This is a genomic window from Marinobacter sp. B-12 (assembly GCF_056857915.1).
On sequence record NZ_JBSXOB010000047.1, the window covers coordinates 94,300 to 120,622 of the forward strand.

A 26,323-nucleotide genomic window follows, 5' to 3' on the forward strand; every position below is an offset into this window, starting at 1 on the left:
CTGACAACCTTCTTCGCTTCAGGCCTGATCGCACTGTTATTCAGTTCCTTCACCATGGCCCAGGAGCCGGGTGAGAACCTTAGCGCCGAGGACGTGCAGCAACGAATCGACAACGCGGAAGAACCCATGTATACACCGTTTGTCGAGCTGTACTTGCTGGAGGAAACCAAAGCACTGCGCAAGGAAATGATGAACACCCGCGCCGAGCTGATCGAGAAGGTTGTGGACAAGGAACTCTCGGTGGCTGACAAAACCATGTCTTACGCCACCGACACCGTTACCTACTTCTTCTACCTGATTGCTGGCGCCACCTCCATTCTCGTAGTCATTGGCTGGAATTCGATTCGCGACATGCGAAACCAGCTCACCAGCCTTGCCGAGAAGCGGGTCAACGAACTGGTCGTTGAATATGAAAAGCGGCTGGAATTCATCGAAGACCAGTTGAAGCAGAAATCCGACATCATTCATCAGAACCAGGCCGAGATCGAACGCACCAACGAAGTGCACTCCCTTTGGCTGAAGGCCAGTCAGGAAACCTCTCAACAGAACAAGATTTCTGCCTACGATACGATTCTGGATCTTCGGCCTGACGACGTGGAGGCACTGAGCTACAAGGCCGATGCGGTACTGGAAATGCAGGAGCCACTGTGGGCGATCAGCCTTTGCCAGCGCGCCCTGAAACTGGCTCCTGAAAACGGTCATGCACACTACCAGCTGGCCTGCGCCTATGCCGAAATCGGTCGCTGGGACGATGCCGTGACGACGCTGCAAAAGGCAATTAATATCTCTGAGGCGTATAAGGACGATGCCTCCGTCGACCCTAGTTTCGAACAGTTGAGGGATCACGACAGTTTCCGGAAACTGATTTTTACCGACGACGGGGACCAGCCTGACGCCTGATGCGGCAGGCCGGCATGCTCTTTGCCCTTCGAATGTCGGAAAAACAACCGTCGACGTTCCGGCACATTCACTGACGCTGCCCGCTTGACAAGGTGGCAGGTGTGGTGTTTGTTTACATCGCTGAGAACATAAGAAAAACCCTGGCACAAAACAGGACAGACCCAATGAGAACACCAGTCAAGAAACTCGTATCCGCTGTAGCAACCTCCATTGCCGTGATGGGCGCCGGCCAAGCGGCCGCCGAAATCAAAATCGGTATCGCAGGGCCCATGACCGGCCCTGTCGCCCAGTACGGTGATATGCAATTCTCCGGTGCCCGCATGGCGATCGAACAGATCAATGCCAATGGCGGCGTTATGGGAGAAAAACTCGTCGGTGTCGAACAGGACGACGTTTGTGACCCCAAGCAGGCCGTGACCGTTGCCAACAACATGGTGAACGAAGGCGTGCGTTTCGTGGTTGGGCACCTGTGTTCCAGCTCCACTCAGCCGGCGTCCGACATCTACGAGGATGAAGGCATCCTGATGGTGACGCCAGCGTCCACCAGCCCGGATATTACCGAGCGTGGTTATGAGCTGGTTTTCCGTACCATCGGCCTGGACAGCATGCAGGGCCCGGTCGCCGCCAACTACCTGATCAGCCAGAAGCCGGAGCGCGTTGCCGTTGTTCACGACAAGCAGCAGTACGGTGAAGGCATCGCAACGGCTGTTCGTGACACCCTCGAAGAAGGCGGTGTTGAAGTGGCCATGTTCGAAGGTATTACCGCCGGCGCCAAGGACTTCTCGTCACTGGTCACCAAACTCAGGCAGGCTGACGTGGACTACGTCTATTATGGCGGCTACCACCCGGAACTTGGTTTGATCCTGCGCCAGGCACAACAGGCCGACCTTGACGCCACTTTCATGGGCCCGGAAGGTGTCGGCAACAAAGACATCAACACCATCGCCGGCGATGCAGCCGAAGGCCTGCTGGTCACCTTGCCACCGAGCTTCGACGAGAAAGACGAAAACCAGGAACTGGTCCAGGCCTTTGAAGAAAAAGGTGAAGATCCGTCCGGTCCTTTCGTACTGACGTCCTACACCGCCGTACAGCTGATTGCCGATGGCATTGAAGCCGCCGAATCAACGGATCCGTTCGATGTTGCCGAAGCGCTGCGCGCAGGCACGTTCCAGACGCCCATCGGTACCGTTGAGTACGACGGCAAGGGCGATATGGAATCGTTTGAGTTTGTTGTCTACGAATGGCATTCAGATGGCAGCAAAACTCCGGTAAACTAAGCCGCAATCGTTAACAAACGGTAATTATGAGAACACCTTCTCACCGCGATCCGGGAGAAGGTGTTTTTCTAGGCCCCTGATGATCCTGTATCCAGTACGCCCGGCACCCCGGGCCGAGCCTGCATGCAGTGGAAGGGGCAGGCTATCGGAGTCCCACACAGATGCAAGACCTCCTGTATTTTATTCAGCAGCTCATTAACGGGCTGACGATCGGGAGCACCTACGCCCTGATCGCCATCGGTTACACGATGGTTTACGGCATCATCGGCATGATCAACTTTGCCCATGGTGAGATTTACATGATCGGCGCCTATACCGCCCTGATTGCCATTACCGGCCTTGCCGCACTAGGCATTGCCTGGCTGCCGCTGATACTGATCGTGGCACTGGTCTGCGCGATGATTGTATCCAGCTCCATGGGCTGGGCGGTGGAACGGGTGGCCTACCGTCCTGTGCGAGGAAAGCATCGCCTGATCCCGCTAATCTCCGCCATCGGCATGTCCATCTTTCTTCAGAACTACGTCCATCTTGCCCAGGGATCTCGCAACATCGGTTTTCCTGCGCTGATAGAAGGCGGATTCCGGTTCGGTGCCGAAGATTCATTCCAGACCTCTATCTCCTACATGCAAGTCACCATATTCGTTACCACACTGGTCTGCATGACAATCCTCTCCCTGTTCATCTCCCGTTCCCGCATCGGTCGCGCCTGTCGGGCCGTTTCCCAGGATCTGGGCATGGCCAATCTGCTGGGCATCGACACCAACCGCATCATTTCAGCAACGTTTGTGATCGGTGCCGCGCTGGCAGCCGTCGCGGGCCTGCTTCTGGGTATGTACTACGGCTCCATCGATCCGCTGTTTGGATTCATTGCAGGGCTGAAGGCGTTTACGGCCGCCGTCCTGGGGGGCATTGGAAGTATTCCCGGCGCCATGCTGGGCGGGCTTATTCTCGGCGTTGCCGAGAGCATGACCTCCGGTTACCTCAGCGGTGAGTACAAGGACGTTGTGTCCTTTGGACTGCTGATCCTGATCCTGCTGTTCAAACCCACCGGCCTGCTCGGCAAACCGGAGGTTGAAAAGATCTGATGGCTGCTCATAACCTGAAACACGCGCTGTTTTGCGCCATTGTCACCCTGATCATTTCGTACCCCATTCTGGGATTCAATCTGGCCAGCGAAGGCACCACGGTTACCCTTGAAGGAGCCAAGACCTCTACCGTTGTCGGCGTGCTGCTGGCAGCGGTTATTGTCTTCCTGTTCCAGTTGTTTCGGGACACTCTGATGGGGTCACTGCGGCAATTGCCTGCAGTAAACCCGCTGACCAACCGCAAGCCCATGGAACAGAGTAAGCGACTGAAACTGGATTCGGTCCTGCTCACATTGATGATCATAGGCGCCCTCATCTGGCCGTTTATTGCCTCTCGCGGCGCGGTGGATCTGTCCACCCTGGTACTGATCTACATCATGCTGGCACTGGGCCTGAATGTGGTGGTCGGCCTCGCGGGCCTGCTGGATCTGGGCTACGTCGCTTTCTACGCCGTAGGTGCATACACCTTTGCCCTGCTGTCGCAGTATTACGGCGTTTCATTCTGGTTCGCGCTGCCGATCGGCGCCCTGCTCGCCGCCCTGTTCGGGCTGGTGCTCGGCTTTCCGGTACTGCGATTGCGCGGGGATTACCTGGCCATCGTCACGCTCGGGTTTGGGGAAATCATCCGCATCCTGCTGAATAACATGACCAACCTGACGGGCGGGCCCAATGGTATCGGCGGCATTCCCGACCCCACTCTGTTTGGCATGGAGTTCGGCCGCCGGGTGAAGGAGGAAGGCAATACGTCGTTCCATGAAACCTTCGGCATTGCCTACAGCGGTGAGCACAAGGTAATTTTCCTCTACCTGATCGCCCTGGTACTGGCCGTCATTACCGCTATCGCTATTCGTCGCCTGATGCGCATGCCGGTAGGCCGTGCCTGGGAAGCCCTCCGCGAAGACGAGATTGCGGCTAAATCCCTGGGATTGAACCGGACTGCGGTCAAGCTTTCCGCCTTTACCATCGGCGCTTTCTTCGCCGGCTTTGCCGGTACGGTGTTCGCCTCCAAGCAGGGCTTTATCAGCCCGGAATCCTTTGTGTTCCTGGAATCGGCCATCATTCTGGCGATTGTGGTACTGGGTGGCATGGGCTCCCAGATGGGGGTCATTCTCGCTGCAATTGCGGTCACTATACTGCCGGAACTGGCGCGGGAGTTCTCCGAGTACCGGATGCTGATCTTTGGCGCGGCCATGGTGTTGATGATGGTCTGGCGCCCGCAAGGCCTGCTGCCCATGCGACGCATCCACATTGAACTGAAAAAGCAGGAGTGACGGATAATGCTTGAAGTACAGAATCTGTCGATGCGCTTTGGCGGGCTCCTGGCGGTGGATCAGGTGTCGCTCGACGTACGGGAACATGAGATTGTGGCGATCATCGGCCCCAACGGAGCCGGCAAAACCACGGTGTTTAACTGCATGAGCGGTTTCTACAAACCGACTGGTGGCAAGATCCTGTTCAAGGGAGGCGAAATCCAGGGGAAGCCCGACTATAAGATTTCCCGCCTTGGTTTGGTCAGAACCTTTCAGCACGTGCGGTTGTTCAGCCGTATGACGGTGGTGGAAAACCTGCTGGTGGCCCAGCACCGCCACCTCAACACCAACCTGCTCTCCGGCATACTGAATACGCCCAACTATCGGGAGAAAGAACAAAAATCGCTGGACCGGGCCGCCTACTGGCTGGACCGGGTGGGGCTGACGGACATGGCGAACCGGGAAGCTGGCAATCTGGCCTATGGCCAACAGCGCCGTCTTGAGATAGCCCGCTGCATGGTGACCGAGCCCGAACTGCTGATGCTGGATGAACCCGCTGCCGGCCTGAACCCGGCCGAAACCAAAGACCTGAATCAGTTGATTATCAGCCTTAAGGAAGACTACAACGTCTCTGTGGTGCTGATTGAGCACGACATGAGTCTGGTGATGGATATCTCCGACCGCATTAATGTGATCAACCAGGGGCGCCCCCTGGCCAGCGGCACACCGGATGAGATTCGCCGCAACGATGATGTCATCAAAGCCTATCTGGGTGAGGCCTGAGGAATAGCCATGCTTGTACTAGAAGACGTCCATACCCATTACGGCAAGATCGAGGCACTTCACGGGGTTTCTGTTGAAGTAAAGAAAGGTGAGATCGTGTCGCTGATCGGTGCCAATGGCGCCGGTAAGACCACCCTGCTGATGACCGTCTGCGGAAATCCCCAGGCCACCTCTGGCCGAGTGATCCTTCAGGGGCGTGACATCACCCGTGATCTCACGTCGAACATCATGCGCTCGGGCATTGCCATTGTGCCGGAAGGCCGGCGCGTGTTTTCCGGCCTGACGGTTGAAGAGAACCTCCACATGGGCGGTTTTTTCAACACCAAATCGGAAATCCGCAAAAGCCAGGACCACGTCTACGAACTGTTTCCGCGCCTGAAGGAACGGGAACATCAGCGGGCAGGCACCATGTCAGGTGGCGAACAGCAGATGCTGGCCATCGGGCGGGCGCTGATGAGCAAACCGAATATGATCATCCTGGACGAGCCCTCGCTTGGGCTCGCACCGCTGGTGATCAAACAGATCTTCGAGATCATCGGGAAGCTGCGAGAAGAAGGTATTACTGTGTTCCTGGTGGAACAGAATGCGCATCAGGCCCTGAACCTGGCGGATCGAGGCTACGTGCTGGAAACCGGACGCATCCGCCTGCACGATACCGGAAAAAACCTGCTGGCCAACCCGGACGTTCAGAATGCCTATCTCGGTGGCTGATGGTAGAGCCACCCACCGATAGAACGGCGTACCTAAACGCAAAAAAGCCGGAACATGGTGTCATGTTCCGGCTTTTTTGTAACACCTGGCATCAAGCAATCACTTACTTAACGCTCTTGATGGTGCCCTTGTAACCTTCAACGGATACGTTGATGGTTCCGAATACCACGTAATCGTCCTTCTGGACGGTGTAACGTGGAGCGACAATCACGTCAGCACCGGACTCCTGAATGGCGTTGTAGGCAGCCGCGGCCTTAACAGCTTCAACCGGATTCGGCAGCGCGAAAGGCAATGCACTGCCACCGTTACCGCCGGCAGAGTAGGCAACGCCGTCAGCGTATTCCGTTTCAGCACCCAGGGTAAAGAACAGAACCTTGGTTGCAGAGGATTGACCAGTGATTTTCTCGCCTACTTCGATGTCGGCCTTGACGTCGGTAGCGACGGAGCCGGACAGCGGCAGGGAAGGAGCACTGGTGTTCAGTGAGGAACAGCCAGTCAGTGCGCCGGCAAGAATCAGTGATGATGCGACAAGAACTTTTTTCAAAACTCAATCTCCATGTGTTGTGTACAAGCCTTCATGGCCGCGCGCACTATACCCAAACCAACTATATATAACAATATCGATGAAAAAGAACATTTTTTAGCTTATTTAGAAATATGAACACGTGATCACACTTTGGATTTATGGGCCAAATCAATCACTCAGCGCTTTTGTAATTTGCCTTCCTGAGATTTCAACTATACTCAGAGTCAACGGTCGACCTGTCTCCACGGGAAATCAGTCAGGGCCGTTAGCGCGCCGGTCCCGGGACCCTGTCAGGTGGGTATGGCGCGTTTGCGACGACAGCTAAACCAAACAAGGAGTGGATAATGAAAAAACTCATCGCAGGTGCACTGCTCATGGGAGCTTCTACCCTGGCCTTCGCTCAGCCTGGTTGCGGCGTAGGTGCAATGATCTGGAAAGGACAGTCAGGCATCGCCCCCCACGTTCTGGCGGCAACCACCAACGGTACTTTCGGTAACCAGACGTTTGGTATGACCACCGGCACCCTGGGTTGTCAGACCAACCAGTCTGTGCAATCCATGGCCATGTACATGGACAGCAACATCGATAAGGTTGCCCGCGACATGTCCCGTGGCTCCGGCGAAAACCTGGACACCCTGGCCGTGCTGCTGGGTGTAGACGAAACGGATCGCGACTCTTTCCGCAAAGTTCTGCAGGACAACTTCGCCACCATTTTCCCATCGTCCGACACCACCTCTGGCGAGGCTGTCGATGCCATCGTAGCCCTGCTGGAGCAGAACGATACGCTGAGCAAGTACGTAGCCGCCTGATCCTTCGGCTCGAAGAAAACGGAGTTTGCGCGCCAGGGAAGGCGCAATGATTCCACTGCCACCCACCTGTCGCCTAACCCGGAATTGACTGACCATCCATGCGCACTTCGCTTCGGTTCGCGCTGGCCCTTGTCTGGCTGGCATCCTGTTTCAACGCATTCGCCACATCGCTCCCCGACACCGGAAACCTGCATCTGAATCCTGCGTGGTTGAACCTGCTCCATTACCAACCCGATCGCTTTGGCGACGGCTACACTGGCCAGGCGGACGACGATGCCTTCTACCTCAGCGACAACGGCAAAACCTCACCAAAGGCGGAATTGGAAGCCACTGTCATGGCCATCACCCAACCCGGAGGCGGAAATGAGCACGCACGCTGTCGTTTCCCGGCACGAGACCGCTGGCTAAGGGCGCAACTGGACCTGCCGGGGCACCCCGTAAACTGCCCCGCTTTCGAGGACTGGACCGACGAGTTGAATACCGAAACCGTGACCCTGGTGTTTGCCGCGTCGTATCTGAACAGCCCGTCTTCCATGTTTGGTCACACGTTCCTACGCCTCGACCCACCCCGGGAAGACGAAGAAACCAACCTGATCCTGGCCAACACCATTTCCTATGCCGCCGATGCAGCTGCACACGACAGCGAAATCCTGTTTGCCTACAAAGGCATTTTCGGTGGCTACCCGGGTATTACCTCGATCCAGCCCTACTACGAAAAAATCCGCCTCTATTCCGACATTGAGCACCGGGACCTGTGGGAGTACACGCTTAATCTCACCCAGTCGGAAGTGGACATGATGCTGGCTCACACCTGGGAGATTCGCGATCGCAACTTCGATTACTACTTTTTTGACGAGAACTGCGCCTACCGCCTGCTGGCCCTGATCGACGTCGCCCGACCCGGCACCGACCTGCTGGGGGAAGTTGGCACCCATGCCATTCCCTCGGACACGGTGCGATGGGCTGTCGACAAGGGGCTTGTCGACTCCGTCTACTACCGCCCCTCAGCAGCCACCAACGTCAGCCACCGCATTGACGCCCTGCCGGACGACCACCAGACCCTTGCCGCCGCCATCGCCAACGGGTATGTGGATGCCGATGCGCCCGAGGTACAAGCGTTAAGCGATGAGCCGCGTGCGAGGGTGCTGGACGCCACCTACGACTATGTTCGCTACCAAAGCGAAGCCGAGGGCTGGCCCAGGGAACACGCAGCCCCACTCTCCCATGACCTGCTAAGGGAACGCAGCGAGATCCGCGGGGTCGCAATACAGGACGGCCCCCCTGAGCCTGCCATCCGGGACGATCAGGGTCATGACACCTTTCGCGCCAGCATCAGTGGCGGACGCATGGGTGACCGCAATTTCAGTGAACTCACGTTACGCCCCGCCTACCACGATGTACTTGACCCTCCCGCAGGCTACCGTGGCGGAGCACAACTCCAGTTCCTGCGCCTGGACGCTCGCCTTTACACGGACAACGACGAAGTACAGGTTGAACAACTGACCGGCGTGGAAATCCGCTCCCTCTCGCCGCGCAACCAGTTCTTCTCGCCACTGTCCTGGCAAGTCGGCTTCGGCGGCCGCCGCACTGACACCGAAACCAATCGCGTATTCACCCCCTACCTCGAGGGCGGCGCTGGTGGAAGCTGGCGACTGACAACCGGCACCCAAGCCTTCGCCATGGCCACCGCCGATCTGGAAATCGACAACGACCTGCGCCGCGGTTACGACGCTGCGCCCGGCGCCGATCTGGGCATACTCCACCAAAACAACCAGTTCAGCCTTCTGGGTGGCGTGAAAACCAAGGCCTGGATCGTCAGCAACCAACACCGCCAGGACCAAGCCTACCTGGAAGGCAACTGGCACCTCGGACGGGACTTCAGCCTGTTCGGAAAATTCAGCCGTGAAGACCACTACGACAGGTACCGCAGCACATGGCAACTCGGACTCCACGCCTACTTCTGACAACTCTGAGAACACTGGCCGGCCTCACCGCCGCGTTTACCCTGCTATTGCAGACCGGCTGCAGCAGCGTGTTCTTCTATCCGGACCAGGTCACCTACATCACCCCGGACCGACTGAACCTGGACTACGAAGACGTGTTCGTGAAAACCCCGGACGGCGAAACCCTCCACGGCTGGTGGCTCCCCGCCAATTCCGAACCGAAGGGGACTGTTTACTTCCTTCACGGCAACGCCCAGAACATCAGCAGCCACATCATGAACGTCGCCTGGCTGCCTGAGAAACGCTACAACGTCTTCCTGATCGACTACCGGGGATATGGGCGCTCTACCGGCGCACCGGACATAGAAGGCACCCTGCACGACGCAGAGACTGGCCTCAGATGGCTGGCCAATCAACCAAGCACCAACGACCAGCCCCTGTTCCTGCTGGGCCAGAGCCTGGGTGGTGCACTGGGAACCGCCCTGGCCAGTGAGTGGGTAAAACGCGACGAACATCCTCCCCTGGACGGCGTCATCCTGGACGGCACCTTCTCCGGCTTCCGCGCCATCGCTCGTGAAAAACTCGGCGACTTCTGGCTCACCTGGCCGCTGCAAATCCCCCTGAGCTGGACCATTACTGACGAGTATGAAGGCCATGAGCGTATTGCCGACATCAGCCCAGTACCAGTGATGGTAATTCACAGTGTCCGTGACGGCATTATTCCGTTTCATCATGGGGAGCGGTTGTATGATGCGGCAGCGGAACCCAAGACGTTTTTACAGACGGATACGCCCCATGCATCGACGTTTGTAATTCCGGCTTATCAGGAAGAGGTTTTGGAGTTTATGGATTAGGCGCTTCGCCGAAGCCAGGGAGCGCACCGGGCAGGGCTGTTCAAAACCGTGCGGAGCCATGGATGGCGGAGCTCGAGCCTACATGGACGTACTTGTTGGCGTGTTTTGAACAGCCCTGCCCGGTGTGCTCTGACTCCAAAACTCGAAGGCCCGAAAACAAAAAAACCCGCCAAACTCCGGAGAGCGGCGGGTTTTTGTCAAAGGCAGAGCTTACAGCGCGGACAGATCCGTCGGCTGCTCCCCTTCCTTCACTTCCTTCATGGACAGCTTCACGCGCCCACGGTTGTCCACATCCAGAACCTTGACCAGAACTTCCTGACCTTCGCTCAGCTCGTCAGTCACGTTCTCGATACGACGCTCGGAGATCTGGGAAATGTGCACCAGACCATCCTTGCCGGGCAGGATGTTAACAAAAGCACCAAAGTCCACAATGCGCTCAACGCGACCGCTGTAGATAGCGCCAACTTCGATTTCCGCAGTGATTTCCATCACCCGCTTCATCGCAGCATTGGCCGCATCCTGATTGTCGGCATAGATCTTCACATTGCCATCGTCGTCCAGATCGATGGACGCACCGGTCTCGTCACAGATAGAGCGAATGGTGGAACCGCCCTTGCCAATAACGTCGCGGATCTTCTCAGGATTGATCTTGATGGTGGTGATGCTTGGCGCGCGGCTGGAAAGCTCTTTGCGCGGCGCAGAGATAACCTTGGCCATCTCACCCAGGATGTGCAGACGAGCAGCATTGGCCTGGTCCAGGGCAATTTCCATGATCTCGTCAGTGATGCCCTGAATCTTGATGTCCATCTGCAGCGCAGTGATACCTTCAGAGGTACCCGCAACTTTGAAGTCCATATCGCCGAGGTGATCCTCGTCACCCAGGATGTCGGTCAGAACCGCGAACTGGTCGCCTTCCTTGACCAGACCCATGGCGATACCAGCCACCGGCGCCTTGATGGGCACGCCCGCATCCATCAGCGCCAGACTGGAACCACAGACAGACGCCATGGAGCTGGAACCGTTGGATTCGGTGATTTCAGACACCGCACGGATGGTGTACGGGAACTCTTCCATGGTGGGCATAACCGCTGCCACACCACGCTTGGCCAACCGGCCGTGGCCAACTTCACGACGGCCCGGCGTACCCACACGGCCAGCTTCACCAACGGAGTACGGAGGGAAGTTGTAGTGGAACAGGAACGGGTCTTTACGCTCACCTTCCAGGGCGTCGATGATCTGCATATCACGCGCAGTACCGAGCGTGGTGGTCACGATGGCCTGGGTCTCACCACGGGTAAACAGGGCGGAACCGTGGGTGCTCGGCAGAACGCCAACTTCCACTTCAATGGGGCGAACAGTCTTGTTGTCACGGCCATCGATACGCGGCTTGCCGTCGATAACCTGCTGACGAACGATAGTCTTCTCAACCTTCGCGAAGTACTTCTTCACTTCGTCTTCCGCCGGCTGGCCTTCTTCTTCTCCGGCCAGTTTTTCAACGGCCGCGGACTTGATCTCGCTCAGGCGGGCATAGCGTTCCATCTTGTCACGGATACCATAGGCCTGCTCGATGTCGGCAGCAAAGTCAGCTTTCACGGCGTTCAGAAGCTCGGTGTTCTCCGCCTCTGGCAGCCATTCCCAGCGCGGCTTGCCAACTTCAGCGGCAAATTCCTTGATCGCGGTAACCGCTGTCTGCATTTCCTGATGCCCGAAGAGCACGGCACCCAGCATCTGGTCTTCTGTCAGGCCCTTGGCTTCGGATTCAACCATCAGAACCGCGTCTTCAGTACCCGCAACCACCATGTCCAGCAGGGAGGTTTCCAGCTCTTCGAAGGTCGGGTTCAGGAAGTAGCCACGCTCGTTGGTGTATGCGACGCGGGATGCACCGATAGGACCATCGAACGGGATACCGGAGATCGACAGCGCGGCGGAAGCGGCCAGCATGGCGGCAATATCCGGATCCTGGTTCTTGCTGGACGACATCACCGTAGTGATGACCTGGGTTTCGTTCATGAATCCCTTGGGAAACAGCGGACGAATCGGACGGTCAATCAGACGGGACGTCAGGGTTTCTTTCTCGGACGGACGGCCTTCACGCTTGAAGAAACCACCCGGGATCTTGCCCACAGCGTAGGTTTTCTCGAAGTAGTTGACGGTCAGCGGGAAAAACGGCTGGCCAGGCTTCGCTTCCTTGGCCGCTACCACGGTACCCAGTACCGAAATGTCGTCTACGGTAACCAGCACTGAGCCAGTGGCCTGACGGGCGATACGACCGGTTTCGATGGTGACGGTCTTGCCGCCGAGTTCGAACGATTTTTTAACGGGATTAAGATCCACGGTAACTCCTGAATTCATCATTTCAATTGGTTAACCCGGACAACTCGCCCCTGCGAACTGTCCGCTATAACTGCAACACCGTCTGAAGTGATGAACTGAAGGGTAGCCCGTCTGAAAGCTAACAGGCTGTTGCAAAACCCCGGGGCAGAAACCACCTGGCTAAACCGGGCTTTTCAACAACCTGCTATCAATTTCAGCTTTCCGTTACGACAGGGAGTTCCTTCAGGGTTCACAGACAGACACGATGCAGGAGAGAGGCACAACCAGCGGGGCTATCAGAGCCCCGCCGGCCGTTAAGTACAACCGGATTAGCGGCGCAGGCTCAGACGCTGGATCAGGTCCAGGTAGCGGTCTGCGTTCTTACGCTTGAGGTAATCCAGCAGCTTACGACGCTGGTTAACCATCCGGATCAGACCACGGCGGGAATGGTGATCCTGCTTGTTGGTCTTGAAGTGATCCTGCAGCTTGTTGATGTTGTGGCTCAACAGTGCGACCTGAACTTCAGGAGAACCGGTATCGCCATCACCCTGCTGAAAATCCTTAACGATCTGTGCTTTCTCATCGGCAGAAAGTGCCATAAAACTCACCTCATTGTCGCGATGCTATCGAATTCGGCCGAACCACGCATCTCTACAGCCCGGCTAATCAGCTGCACCCCGTTCTCTCAAACGGTTGTCAGCCACTCTTCACCAGACGGCGAGGCACCAGTTTGGTCGCCTCCCCCTCCGGGAATCCTTCCGCCAGCCCGACAAAACGCCCGTTGCCATAAAGGCGAACGAACCCTTCCTCAGACTGACCCGATATTCTAACTGGTTGTCCATTCAATATCGATACCAGCGAACTGCCTTCCAGATCCCGTTCCGGGAACATGGACAGAGCAGCATCCGGGGCCACCAGCAGGCCATCCAGACTTTCGCCCTCTTCACGCATGGACTCCAGCATTGAGACCTCGCGCGCGTCCGCGAGCGTGAAGCCCGAGGCCATGGTGCGGCGTAATGCCGTCACATGCGCACCGCAGCCCAATGCCTCGCCAATATCCTCCACCAGCGAGCGAATATAGGTGCCTTTCGTGCAACTTACCGCGATATCAATCTCGGTCTCGCGCACCTCCAGCAGCGTCAGCTCGTAAATGGTCACCGGGCGCGACGGACGCTCCACTTCAATACCTTCGCGCGCGTACTCATAGAGTGGCCTGCCCTTGTGTTTTAGCGCGGAGTACATGGAGGGAACCTGCTGGATATTGCCACGAAAGCGATCCAATACCGGTTCCAGGGCTTCTGCATCCAGCCCAGGGGGTACCGGTTTCTCAGCAACCACGGCGCCTTCGCTGTCCCCGGTTTCGGTGCGAACACCGAGGCGAGCGGTGGCGATGTAGGCTTTGTCGCTGTCCAGCATCATCTGGGAAAACTTGGTGGCCTCACCGAAGCACAGCGGCAACACGCCGGTGGCCAGCGGGTCCAGCGCACCGGTGTGACCGGCCTTGGCCGCCCCGAACAGGCGTTTTACCTGCTGCAGGATGCCGTTGGACGTAATATCCATCGGCTTGTCGATCACCAGGATGCCATTAACATCGCGACCTTTACGACGTCGACTCAAGCCTTTTGCTCCGGATCATCAGACGCCCCGTCGGTGCGGGCGTCGTCACGGTCAACCGCCGGTTTATCACCAACCGCTTCGCGAATCAGGTTGTCCATGTGACGGCTGTGCCCAAGCAGCGTATCGAAATGAAAGCGCAACTGGGGCGTCACCCGCAATTTCATGGCACGGCCGACCTGCCCTTTCAGGAAGCCAGCCGCTTTATTCAGCACTGTCAGGGAATCCCGCACCTGCGGCGACTCCTCGGTCAGCTCTTCGGTGGTCAGCAGCGATACGTAAACGTCTGCATAACCCAGGTCACGGCTCACCTTGACGGCATTCACCGTGACCATACCCACCCGCGGGTCTTTGACCTCCCGCTGGATGAGCTGGGCAAGCTCTCGCTGCATCTGATCGCCGATGCGATCAATCCGGCTGAACTCTCTTGGCATCAGGTTTCCTTTAATCTCAGGCGCATCACGCGCCGGTGGACTCAAGCTTACGCTCGACCCGAACGCGATCGAACACCTCGATCTGGTCGCCGACTTTCACGTCGTAGCCCTTAACGCCGATACCACACTCCATACCGTTGCGGACTTCCGGCACGTCATCCTTGAAGCGGCGCAGGGATTCCAGCTCGCCCTCAAAGATAACCACGTTATCCCGCAGGACACGAATTGGCTTGTTACGGTATACGTTACCTTCGGTGACCATACAGCCAGCCACCTGGCCAAACTTCGGCGAACGGAACACGTCACGCACATCGGCAATGCCCACGATATCCTCGCGGAATTCCGGCGCCAACATGCCGGTCAGGGCCGCTTTCACATCATCAATCAGGTTGTAGATGATGCTGTAGTAGCGCAGATCCAGACCTTCCTGCTCCACCAGACGCTTGGACGCCGTGTCCGCACGCACGTTAAAGCCGAAAATAACCGCGTTGGTCGCCATCGCCAGACTGATGTCAGTCTCAGCAATACCACCAACGCCCGAGGACACGATCTTGACCTGTACTTCGTCGTTACCAAGATCCTGCAGCGATTTGGTGATGGCTTCCAGGGAACCACGAACGTCGGTCTTGAGCACCACATTGAGGGTTTTGACCTCGTCCTTGCCCATGTTCTCGAACAGGTTCTCAAGCTTGGCGGCCTGCTGCCTGTGCAGACGCTGCTCCCGCTCGCGGGACTGACGGAATTCCGCCAGCTCCTTGGCTTTCTTCTCGTCGGCCACGGCAAAGAACTCATCACCAGCGTTCGGCGTGCCGTTCAGGCCCAGGATTTCCACCGGAATAGAGGGCCCGGCTTGCTTGACTTGCTTGCCAGCCTCGTCGGTCATGGCGCGAACCTTACCGAAGAAGGAACCCGCAACCACCATCTCGCCCTGACGCAGCGTGCCGTTCTGGACCAGCACTGTAGCCACGGAACCGCGACCACGCTCGAGGCTGGATTCAACCACCACACCCTTCGCAGGTGCGTCCGGAGAAGCCTCGAGCTCAAGGATTTCTGCCTGTAGCAGCAGTGCCTCAAGCAGGTCTTCAATGCCGTCACCGGTATGGGCCGACACGGGGATAAACTGAACATCACCGCCCCAGTCTTCCGGAATGACTTCCATACCAGCCAGCTCGGTTTTGATACGATCCGGGTCGGCCTCTTCCTTGTCCATCTTGTTGATGGCAACAACGATGGGAACGCCGGCAGAACGAGCGTGATCTACGGCTTCCTTGGTTTGCGGCATAACGCCGTCATCGGCGGCCACCACCAGGATAACGATATCGGTGCACTGGGCCCCCCGCGCACGCATTGCCGTGAAAGCGGCGTGGCCCGGAGTATCCAGGAAGGACACCATGCCATGGTCGGTTTCCACATGGTACGCACCGATGTGCTGGGTGATCCCCCCGGACTCGCCGGACGCCACCTTGGTGCGGCGAATGTAATCCAGCAGCGAGGTTTTACCATGGTCTACGTGGCCCATCACACTGACGACAGGTGCACGCTTGGTCTTTTCCTTGCCGTCAAAGGAGAACTCGCTCAGAACTTCCTCTTCGAATGCATCTTCGCTCACTGTATTCGGCTTGTGACCCAGCTCTTCGGTCACCAGCACGGCGGTTTCCTGATCGAGAGCCTGGTTGATCGTCGCCATTACCCCCATGCCCATCAGTTTTTTGATGACGTCGGCTGACTTGACGGCCATCCGCTGGGCAAGATCACCGACAGTGATCGTCTCGGGAATATCGACTTCTCGTACCATTGGCTTGGTCGGCCTCTCGAAAGCATGACGCTTTTCTTTGGGTTTCTTTTTCGCTCGAAGCGGCTTACGCAGCGTGGTGTCTTCTTCCTCTTCATTGATAATCAGAGGTTCTTCCACCGGACGGCTACGCGGCCCACGATGCCCCGCGGACTTCTTCTTGGGCTTGCCTTCTTCCAGCTCGTCACCGCGCTCACGGGCTTTCTCTTTCTTCTTCTTCGGCTTGCGATCCTTGCCTTCGCCTTCTTCCGGCGGCGGAATCGGCATGTCTTCCGGGGCGGGAACCGGTGACGGTTCCGGCTCAGCAGCCACTTCCGGCTGAACTTCCTCGGCCGGTTTTTCATCAACAGCCGGCTCTTCAGCCGGGGCATCTGACACCGGCGCTTCCGGCTTCGGCGCATCCGCAGGCTGTGCCTGCTCAGCCGCTACTGTCGCTGGAGCCTCTTCCGGTGCGGCAGCCGCTGCCTGCTCGGCAGCTTCTTCCTGCTTCGCCGCTTCCGGCTCCAGCTCAGCGCGCTTGATATACGTACGGCGCTTGCGAACCTCAACATTGACCGTTTTGGTACGGCCCGCTTTCAGCGTGGTTGTTGTCTTGCGCTTGAGAGTGATCTTCTTGGGTTCCGCTTCACTCTCACCGTGATTCTTTTTCAGATAGGTCAGCAACTGTTGCTTCTCATCACTGGTAACAGAATCCGCCTCGGAGCGGGCTTTCAAGCCTGCCTCCACGATCTGTCGCAGCAAACGATCCACGGGAGCGCCTACATCTGCGGCCAGTTGTTTTACCGTTACATCAGCCATACTGGTCCTCCTCCCGATTAAGCCTGGTCTTCAAACCAGGGGGCGCGTGCTGCCATAATCAACTGGCCGGCACGCTCTTCTTCCATTCCTTCGATGTCGAGCAGATCGTCAACCGACTGCTCTGCGAGATCTTCCATGGTACGAATCCCCATACCGGCCAACTTGAAGGCCAGGCCACGGTCCATACCGTCCATTGCGAGAAGATCTTCTGCGGGCTCAGCGCCCTCTAGCGCCTCTTCGCTGGCCAAGGCCTGATTCAACAGGGCATCCTTGGCACGGCGACGCAATTCGGTCACGGTTTCTTCATCAAAACCGTCAATGGCAAGCATCTCTTCCATGGGGATGTACGCCACCTCCTCAATGGAGGTAAACCCTTCCTCAATGAGGACACCTGCAAATTCCTCGTCCACATCCAGGTTTCCGGTGAAGTGCTCGAGCAGAGAATTATACTCCTGCTCCTGACGTTCACCCGCTTCTTCTTCGGTCATAACGTTCAGCGTCCAACCGGTAAGATCCGTCGCCAACCGAACGTTTTGACCGTTACGGCCTATTGCCTGAGCCAGGTTATCCTCTGCTACCGCCACTTCCATGGTATGGCGATCCTCGTCCATGACGATGGACGCGACTTCCGCCGGCGCCATGGCATTGATGACCAGTTGCGCGGGGTTGTCGTCCCACAGCACGATATCCACACGCTCGCCACCCAACTCGTTAGAAACCGCCTGGACTCGTGAACCACGCATGCCCACGCAGGCGCCCACCGGATCAATCCGGCGATCGTTGGTCTTGACTGCAATCTTGGCGCGGGAGCCTGGATCCCGGGCAGCGCCACGAATTTCTATCAGTTCCTCCGCGATTTCCGGCACCTCAATGCGGAACAGTTCGATCAGCATCTGCGGATCGGTACGGCTCAGAATCAGCTGCGGGCCGCGATGATCGGTACGAATTTCCTGCAGAAGAGAGCGCACACGATCACCCATACGGAACGTTTCACGGGGAATCAGGTGTTCACGGGGCAGCAAGGCTTCGGCATTGGCCCCCAGATCCACGATGACGTTGTCACGTGTCACTTTCTTTACGGTGCCGGAGACGAGTTCACCCACGCGATCCCGGTAGCTGTCGACAATCTTGGTGCGCTCGGCTTCCCGCACTTTCTGGAATATGATCTGTTTCGCTGCCTGGGCACCAATACGGCCGAAGGCAACGGATTCCACTTTCTCTTCGTGGATATCGCCGGGCTGAAGACTCTTGTCGATGTCTTCCGCTTCCTGCATGGTCAACTCGGTGCCCAAGGCAGGAACCGCATCGTTATCAACCACCAGCCAGCGACGGAACGTCTCATATTCGCCGGTGCGGCGATCGATGGAAACGCGGATATCCGCTTCCTCGTCGTCATAGCGTTTTTTGGCAGCGGTGGCGAGTGCCAGCTCGATTGCTTCGAAGATCACGTCCTTCTCGACACCTTTCTCGTTCGAGACGGATTCAACCACCAGCAAGATCTCTTTACTCATTGGATTGCCCTGCCCTTAAAAATAAACTTTGCGTCCACTGACTTACTCAAATACCGGAACGATGTTGGCTTTCTCGATGCTATCGAATGGCAACAGGTATTCGTGATCATCAACAACCACGACAACGTCTTCACCTTCAATACCTTTAATCAGGCCCTGAAACTTGCGACGCCCCTCAAATGCCATTCGTAATTTGATCTGGACCTGGTGGCCTGCGAATGCCTCATACTGCTCCAGACGGAACAACGGCCGGTCCATGCCCGGAGAAGATACCTCGAGGGTATACTCCGTCTGAATGGGGTCTTCCACATCCATTACGCCGCTGGCCTGGCGACTGACTTTCTCACAGTCTTCAATGCCGATGCCGTTCTCAGCATCGTCAATAAAAATTCTCAATAGGGAATGGTGTCCCTGGGAGCGAAATTCAATGCCCCAAAACTCGTAACCCAAGCCTTCCACAATGGGCCTGAGCATTTCTTCCAGCTGCTTCAACTTGGCTGACAAGGTTATCCCGTCTCCGTTACTCGATTTATCTGACCCCAAAAACAAAAAAAGGGCTGTTGATCAGCCCTTTTTATGCACCAGGGCCTGATGCGCCAGGCCCCTTAATCAAAAAGCCCCTAAAAAGTGGGGCCCTTTGTTGCAAGAACTCACAGGGGAAAAGCAATCTAAACACCCCCTGCTGACAGACACCTGGCCTGCCTGGAACCGGCAGGGCAAACTGCGCCCGGAGCCCGCTCCAATATCCGCCGGAGTATAGAGACGCCGGCCTTAGTGGTCAAGGACTGACCAAAAAAAACGGCCTGGTAAATCCAAGCCGTTTTTCTTCTAGTATGGTGCCCAGGGCCGGACTCGAACCGGCACGGCTTTCGCCACTACCCCCTCAAGATAGCGTGTCTACCAGTTCCACCACCTGGGCAGCACCCTTACTCGAGCTCGGGGAGTTTATTCTCATCCCCGCGCCCGGCTTCGCCGTCTGTCGCTGATTCACTTTCAGCCTGCCCGGCATCCGATGCGGCCGGTGATTCCTGAACCACAGGAATACCCGCTTCACCCGCGACTTCGGCACGCTGCTTGGCAAATACAGCCAGCGAAAAACTCGTTACAAAAAACACAATGGCCAGCAAGGTTGTGGCGCGGGTCAGAAAACTGCTGCTGCCCTCACTGCCAAACACGGTCTGGGAGGCGCCGCCACCAAATGCAGCACCGGCATTGGCACCCTTGCCCTGCTGGAGCAGGACCAGCGTCACCAGCGCCACCGCAATGAGCACGTGCAGAACGACAACCAGTGTTTCGACCCAATCCATAATGACTCTCTAATGACTCTTGCTAATGGCTTTCGCGAACCTTTAACGCTCAGGACTTGCCCGGCACCGCCCGGCAAATACTTACAAAATCGTTTGCATCCAATGACGCGCCACCAATCAACCCACCATCAATGTCCGGCTGAGCAAAAAGCGCCGCGGCATTATCCGCTTTTACACTGCCGCCGTAAAGCAGCGATACTTCATCCGCCGGAGCCCCAAGAGACGCCAACACATCGCGGATCGCGGCGTGCATGGCCTGTGCGTCATCAGCGGTCGCGGTTTTACCCGTCCCTATGGCCCAAACCGGCTCATAGGCAATCACAACCTGCTGCCACGACTCACTGCCAACGTCCGCGACGGCTTTGCGAACCTGCAGCGACACGACGTCTTCAGCCTTGCCCGCACTACGCTCTTCAAGGGTCTCGCCAACACATATGACAGCGACCAACCCGGACGCCAGGGCCTGCCCGACCTTGGCGGCAACCTGCTCATCGGTTTCGCCGAAGAGTTGTCTGCGCTCCGAATGCCCGACCAAGGTAAAACCACAGCCGCAATCTTTTGCCATCGCCGCGGAGACTTCCCCGGTGTAGGCGCCTGAACCCCAGCACGCTACGTTCTGGACACCAACCGCCAGCTTTTCGCCAGCCTGCTCAACGACATCGCCAACAAACAGGGCGGGAGGAATAATAACAGCCTCCACACCATTATCAAACGATGCCAACTCGGACCGGACTTGACCAACCAGATTGCTTACAAGGTCTTTCGACCCGTTCATTTTCCAGTTGCCGGCAACAATCTTACGGCGCATAAAAAACCCCTGAATCAAGGGAGGGCGAACTATACAGCAGTCTTTTACGGCAGACAACTGCCCCTGAGTACAAAATCATGCCCGCGAATTCTCAACCACAACAGCCAGTTCCTCGGCAATTTTCACGATTTGCGCCTCATCTTGCCCTTCTGTCATTACCCGGATCAGAGGTTCGGTGCCCGACGCCCTCAGAAGCACGCGGCCACCACCACCCAGCCTGGCCTCTGCTGACTCCACGGCCCTGACAATATCGTCACGCCCGAGGGGATCAAAACGCTGATCGACACGCACGTTGATCATTTTCTGGGGCAGCTTGCTCATGCCCTGGCGCAAATCTGCCAGGGAACTGCCTGCACGACGGATAGCCAACAAAACCTGAAGCGCCGACACAATACCATCACCAGTGCTGGTGCAATCGCGGATGACCATATGGCCGGAACCTTCACCACCGAGTAACCAGCCCCGGTCGATGAGTCGCTCCATGACATACCGGTCGCCGACTTTTGCGCGCTCGAAATCAATACCCTGCTCCCTGAGCGCCAACTCAACACCCAGGTTGGTCATTAGGGTGCCCACAACACCCCCTTTCAAGGTTCCAGCGGCATGACGTTGCGCGGCGATCACGTAGAGCAACTCGTCGCCATCGACTTCGGAGCCGTCACGATCCACCATGAGCACCCGGTCACCGTCACCATCAAAGGCAATCCCGAGATCGGCCTGCTTCTCCAGAACGGCCCGGCTCAATGATTCCATGTGAGTGGAACCAACATCGAGATTGATGTTCAAACCGTCAGGCTCGCCCCCCACCACGGAGATCTTCGCCCCCAACTCGCGGAACACTTTCGGTGCAACGTGGTACGTTGCACCATGGGCACAGTCCAGGACAATGTGCAGACCTTCCAGGGAAAACTCATTAGGCACGGTGCTCTTGCAGAACTCCACGTATCGGCCAGGGGCGTCATCCACCCGGGACGCTTTCCCCAGCTCCTTCGACCCGCAAACTTCAATGGGCCGATCCAACCATTTCTCGATCTCTGTCTCCAGAGCATCATCCAGCTTGGTCCCGGCAGGGGAAAAGAACTTGATACCGTTGTCATGGTGCGGATTATGGGAGGCACTGATGACGATTCCGGCGGACGCTCGGAAGGTGCGCGTCAGGTACGCAATGGCCGGGGTAGGCATGGGGCCAAGCAGCTTTACATCCACGCCTGCCGCCGACAGACCCGCCTCCAATGCCGACTCAAACATGTAACCCGATAGACGGGTGTCCTTGCCAATCAATACGCTGTTGCGCTGTCCATCCCGCTTAAAGGCCTGCCCGGCAGCCCATCCCAGGCGCAGCATGAATTCAGGTGTTATGGGGAATTCACCCACCCGGCCCCGGATACCGTCCGTGCCGAAATATTTTCTGTCACTCATCGTCCAGCTTCCTCCATTGCCGTCACCACTTTAACGGCATCGACTGTTTCCCTGACATCGTGGACGCGAATGATGGATGCGCCCTTCATGGCGGATATTGTCGCGGCAGCGAGGCTTGCGGGCAAGCGTTCACTGACATCACGACCGGTGATATGGCCCAACATACTCTTGCGGGACATACCCACCAGCATCGGGTGCCCCAGCAGTTGCAACTGCTCCAGTGAGGCCAGTAGCTGAAGGTTGTGCTGCGGGGACTTGCCAAAACCGAAGCCGGGATCAAGGATGATGTTATCTGGCCGCACACCGGCTTTCTCTATCACCCGCATCCGCTCGGTAAGAAACGAACTGACCTCCCGCCGCACATTCCGGTAGCGAGGATCATCCTGCATGGTATCCGGCTCACCCTGAATGTGCATGACACACACCGGCACTTCAGCCCTTGCCACCACCTCGGGCGCGCCGTCCCGTTGCAGCGCCCTGACGTCGTTAATCATCCCGGCACCGAGCTTCACCACCTCCGCCATAACCTGGGGAGAGCTGGTATCGACCGAAACGACAACGTCCAGATCACGGGCAATCGCCTCCACCACCGGACACACTCGCGCAAGCTCTTCCTCAATAGACACCGGAGTAGCACCTGGCCGCGTGGACTCACCCCCTACATCAATAAAAGCCGCACCGTCCGCCACCATCTCACGAGCCCTCGCCAGGGCAATCTCGACGGTATTATACCGACCTCCATCCGAGAAGGAGTCCGGCGTCACATTCAGGATCCCCATGACATGGCAGCCGGACATATCCAGAATTCTGCCCGCGAAGTTTATCTGCATAACCAACCTTTTCTGCAACCCACAAAAACAAACGCCGCCCCGTCAGGGGCGGCGTTCAGTCTTCAATTACATCTGACCGGCATCCAGCCTGGCTCAGTGCTCACCAGCCGGCCGGCCAACACCCGGTTGACGACCGTCGTCGGAACCCTTCGGAGCAGGCGCCTGCTCAGGCTCATCAGCCGGAACACCACCAGAGGGACCGCTATCTCCCCAACCTTTCGGCGGGCGTGGCTCACGGCCTTCCATGATGTCATCGATCTGGTAACGATCAATAGTCTCGTATTTCATCAGGGCATCGGCCATCAGATCGAGCTTGTCACGATTATCGACGAGCAACTGCTTCGCCTTTTCATAACAGCTGTCGATGATGTTGCGAACTTCTTCATCGATACGCTGCGCCGTTTCAGGAGAATAGACCGTTTGCGCCTGACCGGCAGAGCGGCCGAGGAAAGGCTCTTCGCTGTCTGTATCGTACTGCAGTGGGCCGAGCTTCTCCGACAGCCCCCAGCGCGTCACCATATTGCGCGCCAGGCTGGTTGCCCGCTCGATATCGTTGGAAGCACCGGTGGTGACACCATCGAAACCGAGGGTCAGTTCTTCTGCAATACGACCACCAAACAGGCTGCAGATCGAACTGATCAGGAAACGCTTGCTGTGGCTGTACTTGTCTTCCTCTGGCAGGAACATTGTGACACCCAATGCGCGGCCGCGAGGAATGATACTGACCTTGTAGACCGGATCATGCTCAGGCATCAGACGCCCGACAATGGCGTGACCGGACTCGTGGTATGCCGTATTACGCTTCTCTTTCTCGCTCATGACCATGGATTTGCGCTCGGCGCCCATCATGATCTTGTCTTTCGCGAGCTCAAACTCTTCCATGGAGACCAGACGCTGGTTGCGACGGGCCGCAAACAACGCAGCTTCGTTCACCAGGTTCGCCAGGTCAGCACCCGAGAAGCCGGGCGTGCCACGGGCAATCAACACAGGCTCTACCCCATCGGCCAGGGGCACTTTTTTCATGTGTACTTTGAGAATCTGCTCACGGCCGATGATGTCCGGCAATCCGACAACGACCTGGCGGTCAAAGCGCCCCGGGCGGAGCAGAGCCGGGTCCAGCACGTCCGGACGGTTGGTGGCGGCAATCACGATAACGCCTTCGTTACCCTCAAAGCCATCCATCTCGACCAGTAACTGGTTCAGTGTCTGCTCACGCTCATCGTGACCACCACCCATGCCAGCGCCACGATGGCGACCAACGGCATCGATCTCGTCGATGAAGATGATACAGGGGCTCTGTTTCTTGGCCTGCTCGAACATATCACGAACACGGGAGGCACCCACGCCGACGAACATTTCCACGAAGTCCGAACCGGAAATCGAGAAGAATGGCACCTTGGCCTCACCGGCAATCGCCTTGGCGAGCAGGGTCTTACCGGTGCCCGGCTGACCCACCATCAGTACGCCCTTGGGAATACTGCCACCGAGACGCTGGAACTTGCTGGGATCCCGCAGGAAATCCACCAATTCCTTAACGTCTTCCTTGGCCTCGTCGACACCGGCAACGTCACCAAAGGTGGTTTTGATCTGATCCTCGCTCATCAGGCGGGCTTTACTCTTGCCAAAGGACATGGGCCCTTTGCCACCGCCACCGCCCTGCATCTGCCGCATAAAGAATACGAACAGCGCGATAATGATAAGGATGGGGAAGGCAGCCACCAACAGCTGAGTCCAGAGGCTTTGACGCTCCGGCTCCTTACCGATGACTTCCACGTTGTTGGCCAGCAGATCATCCATCAGCTTGTTATCGGACACCTGAGGGCGGATGGTCTGGAACTGGGAGCCGTCACCACGGGTACCCTGAACCTGCAGACCGTCAATGGTGACCTGACGGACCTGTCCGTCCTGCACCATTTCCACAAACTGCGAATAATTGACCTGTTGTCCGCTGGTGGTGGGTGTGAAATTCTGAAACACCATCAGCAGTACGGCGGCTATAATCAGCCAGAGAACCAGATTTTTTGCCATATCGTTCAAGGATCGTCACCTGTGAATTGAAGGATCGCCCCGTCAGGAGAAAGCCTTTTCTGACACCTTACACCAATTGTACGCCCGTCCACCAGAATCGGCCTATCCGTATCGACCACTGCAGGGGTGTCAATCCCACGGCCATTCCGTTCCGGGGCGGGTCAGCCCTTAAATCCCTTGCACACCTGATAGATCTCCCTGGATCTTGCACGGGAGGAGTCAGGCTTCCTGCTGACAACGGTGCCAAAACTTTTACGCATTTCAGCCAGCAGGGCATCAAAGCCCTCTCCCTGAAATACTTTGGCGACAAACACGCCACCGGGCTTCAGGACTTGCTGCGCCATATCCAGCGCCAACTCCACCAAACCCATGGCGTTAGGAATATCCACTGCCGCCATACCACTCATATTGGGTGCCATATCCGAAATTACAACGTCAGCGCGGCGATCACCCAGTAAATCCAGCAATTCGTCCAGTACTGACTGCTCGGTAAAATCGCCCTGGACAAACGCCACACCCGCAATCGGGCTCATTTCGAGAATATCGCTGGCGACCACCGTGCCGTTGTCACCAACCCGCTCTACCGCCACTTGGGACCAGCCGCCAGGCGCGGCGCCCAAATCGACAACCGTCTGCCCGGGCCGGAACAGGCGATCTTTGTTGTCGAGCTCAATCAGCTTGTAGCTGGCCCGCGAACGATAGCCGTCTTCCCGGGACTTTTTGACCCAGACATCATCAAAATGTTCCTTCAGCCAGCGGTCACTGGTTTTCGAGCGAGCCAAAACCTACCTCCATAAAGCGCTCCAATTGGGCCTCCGATCATATGGGTACGTGGTAACGGCGATTTCACCGGCCGATTGATCTGATACAATCCCGCGATTATACGGAATTGGCGAGCGTTTCGCCGCTGACGTTTTATTAATCGCACCCATAAAGAGATCACATAATGAGTCTTTCGCCGGAACAGCGCCGGGAATACCGGGGCATCGCCCACAACCTGAAGCCCGTTATCATTGTCGGCGACAAGGGCCTGACCGAAGGGCTTCAGGAGGAACTCGAGCGGGCCCTGAACGACCACGAGCTGATCAAGATCAAGGTTGCCAGCCAGGACCGCGAAACCCGCCAGGAAGCCGTTGCCGCCCTGTGCGAAGCCTCCGGTGCGGAGCTGGTGCAGACTATCGGCAAGATCGCCGTGATCCTGCGCCGGGCGAAAAAGCCCAACCCCAAGCTGTCCAACCTGCTGCGCCAGAAACACTGACGCTGTCAGCACGCTAGAGCCACACAATGTAAAAAGCCGGCTGTTGTTCGCAGCCGGCTTTTTGTTTGCAGAA

24 protein-coding genes and 1 tRNA gene are annotated in these 26,323 nt (G+C 57.2%); 10 read left to right on the forward strand and 15 right to left on the reverse strand.

The genetic code is table 11. The features are described 5' to 3' along the window. Nucleotides 1–54 precede the first annotated feature (54 nt). The 6 genes from AC13D2_RS08270 (at nt 55) to AC13D2_RS08295 (ending at nt 6,006) form a co-directional block, all read left to right on the forward strand. On the forward strand, nt 55–900 hold the full coding sequence (locus tag AC13D2_RS08270) for a tetratricopeptide repeat protein (RefSeq protein ID WP_292048791.1): 846 nt from the start codon (nt 55–57) through the stop codon (nt 898–900). Nucleotides 901–1,064: 164 nt separating this feature from the next. Next, entirely contained in the window at nt 1,065–2,177 is a 1,113-nt protein-coding gene (locus tag AC13D2_RS08275; RefSeq protein ID WP_292048653.1) for a branched-chain amino acid ABC transporter substrate-binding protein, read from the forward strand. 161 nt (nt 2,178–2,338) lie between these two features. Next, complete coding sequence (gene livH, locus AC13D2_RS08280) at nt 2,339–3,262, forward strand: high-affinity branched-chain amino acid ABC transporter permease LivH (protein WP_292048654.1); 924 nt, start codon at nt 2,339–2,341, stop codon at nt 3,260–3,262. Next, complete coding sequence (locus tag AC13D2_RS08285) at nt 3,262–4,533, forward strand: high-affinity branched-chain amino acid ABC transporter permease LivM (RefSeq protein WP_292048655.1); 1,272 nt, start codon at nt 3,262–3,264, stop codon at nt 4,531–4,533. Before livH ends, AC13D2_RS08285 begins: the two co-directional genes overlap by 1 nt. A 6-nt stretch (nt 4,534–4,539) precedes the next feature. Beyond that, complete coding sequence (gene livG, locus AC13D2_RS08290; protein WP_300496508.1) at nt 4,540–5,295, forward strand: high-affinity branched-chain amino acid ABC transporter ATP-binding protein LivG; 756 nt, start codon at nt 4,540–4,542, stop codon at nt 5,293–5,295. 9 nt (nt 5,296–5,304) lie between these two features. Continuing rightward, complete coding sequence (locus AC13D2_RS08295) at nt 5,305–6,006, forward strand: ABC transporter ATP-binding protein (protein WP_007153092.1); 702 nt, start codon at nt 5,305–5,307, stop codon at nt 6,004–6,006. 103 nt (nt 6,007–6,109) lie between these two features. Here the strand turns inward: AC13D2_RS08295 and AC13D2_RS08300 are convergent, their stop codons facing one another. Next, entirely contained in the window at nt 6,110–6,550 is a 441-nt protein-coding gene (locus AC13D2_RS08300; protein ID WP_300496504.1) for a hypothetical protein, read from the reverse strand. Between the two features lie 326 nt (nt 6,551–6,876). On the opposite strand from AC13D2_RS08300, the gene AC13D2_RS08305 reads away from it, so the two are divergent. The 3 genes from AC13D2_RS08305 (at nt 6,877) to AC13D2_RS08315 (ending at nt 10,138) form a co-directional block, all read left to right on the forward strand. Then, on the forward strand, nt 6,877–7,341 hold the full coding sequence (locus AC13D2_RS08305) for a DUF3015 domain-containing protein (RefSeq protein ID WP_300496501.1): 465 nt from the start codon (nt 6,877–6,879) through the stop codon (nt 7,339–7,341). A 98-nt stretch (nt 7,342–7,439) separates the two neighbouring features. Continuing rightward, on the forward strand, nt 7,440–9,305 hold the full coding sequence (locus AC13D2_RS08310; RefSeq protein ID WP_300496498.1) for an Lnb N-terminal periplasmic domain-containing protein: 1,866 nt from the start codon (nt 7,440–7,442) through the stop codon (nt 9,303–9,305). Beyond that, a complete protein-coding gene (locus AC13D2_RS08315) occupies nt 9,275–10,138 on the forward strand; it encodes an alpha/beta hydrolase (RefSeq protein ID WP_482938461.1) in 864 nt (287 codons plus the stop codon). Before AC13D2_RS08310 ends, AC13D2_RS08315 begins: the two co-directional genes overlap by 31 nt. Nucleotides 10,139–10,348: 210 nt before the next feature. Here the strand turns inward: AC13D2_RS08315 and pnp are convergent, their stop codons facing one another. The 14 genes from pnp to rlmE all read right to left on the reverse strand — a co-directional run bounded on the left by pnp (nt 10,349) and on the right by rlmE (nt 25,774). Then, nucleotides 10,349–12,472, reverse strand: a complete 2,124-nt coding sequence (pnp, locus tag AC13D2_RS08320; RefSeq protein WP_300496495.1) for a polyribonucleotide nucleotidyltransferase — start codon at nt 12,470–12,472, stop codon at nt 10,349–10,351. A gap of 308 nt (nt 12,473–12,780) precedes the next feature. After that, nucleotides 12,781–13,050, reverse strand: a complete 270-nt coding sequence (gene rpsO / locus AC13D2_RS08325) for a 30S ribosomal protein S15 (RefSeq protein WP_007153099.1) — start codon at nt 13,048–13,050, stop codon at nt 12,781–12,783. A 97-nt stretch (nt 13,051–13,147) separates the two neighbouring features. Then, a complete protein-coding gene (gene truB, locus AC13D2_RS08330; protein WP_300496492.1) occupies nt 13,148–14,068 on the reverse strand; it encodes a tRNA pseudouridine(55) synthase TruB in 921 nt (306 codons plus the stop codon). Continuing rightward, nucleotides 14,065–14,499: a 30S ribosome-binding factor RbfA gene (gene rbfA / locus AC13D2_RS08335; RefSeq protein ID WP_292048666.1), complete on the reverse strand. Its 435-nt coding sequence runs from the start codon at nt 14,497–14,499 to the stop codon at nt 14,065–14,067. Before rbfA ends, truB begins: the two co-directional genes overlap by 4 nt. Before the next feature lie 25 nt (nt 14,500–14,524). After that, the gene (gene infB, locus AC13D2_RS08340; RefSeq protein WP_300496489.1) at nt 14,525–17,089 is read right to left on the reverse strand and encodes a translation initiation factor IF-2; all 2,565 of its coding nucleotides are present in this window, start codon (nt 17,087–17,089) and stop codon (nt 14,525–14,527) included. Nucleotides 17,090–17,106: 17 nt separating this feature from the next. Continuing rightward, a complete protein-coding gene (gene nusA, locus AC13D2_RS08345; RefSeq protein WP_300496487.1) occupies nt 17,107–18,600 on the reverse strand; it encodes a transcription termination factor NusA in 1,494 nt (497 codons plus the stop codon). A 42-nt stretch (nt 18,601–18,642) separates the two neighbouring features. Further along, the gene (gene rimP, locus AC13D2_RS08350) at nt 18,643–19,104 is read right to left on the reverse strand and encodes a ribosome maturation factor RimP (RefSeq protein WP_300496484.1); all 462 of its coding nucleotides are present in this window, start codon (nt 19,102–19,104) and stop codon (nt 18,643–18,645) included. 330 nt (nt 19,105–19,434) lie between these two features. Next, nucleotides 19,435–19,519, reverse strand: a tRNA-Leu gene (locus AC13D2_RS08355). Between the two features lie 7 nt (nt 19,520–19,526). Further along, a complete protein-coding gene (gene secG / locus AC13D2_RS08360) occupies nt 19,527–19,907 on the reverse strand; it encodes a preprotein translocase subunit SecG (protein WP_292048670.1) in 381 nt (126 codons plus the stop codon). 49 nt (nt 19,908–19,956) lie between these two features. Next, a complete protein-coding gene (gene tpiA / locus AC13D2_RS08365; RefSeq protein WP_300496481.1) occupies nt 19,957–20,715 on the reverse strand; it encodes a triose-phosphate isomerase in 759 nt (252 codons plus the stop codon). A gap of 75 nt (nt 20,716–20,790) precedes the next feature. Next, nucleotides 20,791–22,134: a phosphoglucosamine mutase gene (gene glmM / locus AC13D2_RS08370; RefSeq protein WP_420389558.1), complete on the reverse strand. Its 1,344-nt coding sequence runs from the start codon at nt 22,132–22,134 to the stop codon at nt 20,791–20,793. Further along, on the reverse strand, nt 22,131–22,964 hold the full coding sequence (folP, locus tag AC13D2_RS08375) for a dihydropteroate synthase (protein WP_420389559.1): 834 nt from the start codon (nt 22,962–22,964) through the stop codon (nt 22,131–22,133). Before folP ends, glmM begins: the two co-directional genes overlap by 4 nt. Before the next feature lie 93 nt (nt 22,965–23,057). Then, entirely contained in the window at nt 23,058–25,001 is a 1,944-nt protein-coding gene (gene ftsH / locus AC13D2_RS08380; RefSeq protein ID WP_292048673.1) for an ATP-dependent zinc metalloprotease FtsH, read from the reverse strand. A 152-nt stretch (nt 25,002–25,153) separates the two neighbouring features. After that, the gene (gene rlmE, locus AC13D2_RS08385; protein ID WP_041333801.1) at nt 25,154–25,774 is read right to left on the reverse strand and encodes a 23S rRNA (uridine(2552)-2'-O)-methyltransferase RlmE; all 621 of its coding nucleotides are present in this window, start codon (nt 25,772–25,774) and stop codon (nt 25,154–25,156) included. 164 nt (nt 25,775–25,938) lie between these two features. Between rlmE and yhbY the strand changes: the two genes are divergently transcribed. Continuing rightward, nucleotides 25,939–26,250 (forward strand): ribosome assembly RNA-binding protein YhbY, encoded by a 312-nt coding sequence (gene yhbY / locus AC13D2_RS08390; RefSeq protein ID WP_007153111.1) that lies wholly within the window; start codon nt 25,939–25,941, stop codon nt 26,248–26,250. Nucleotides 26,251–26,323: the final 73 nt, after the last annotated feature.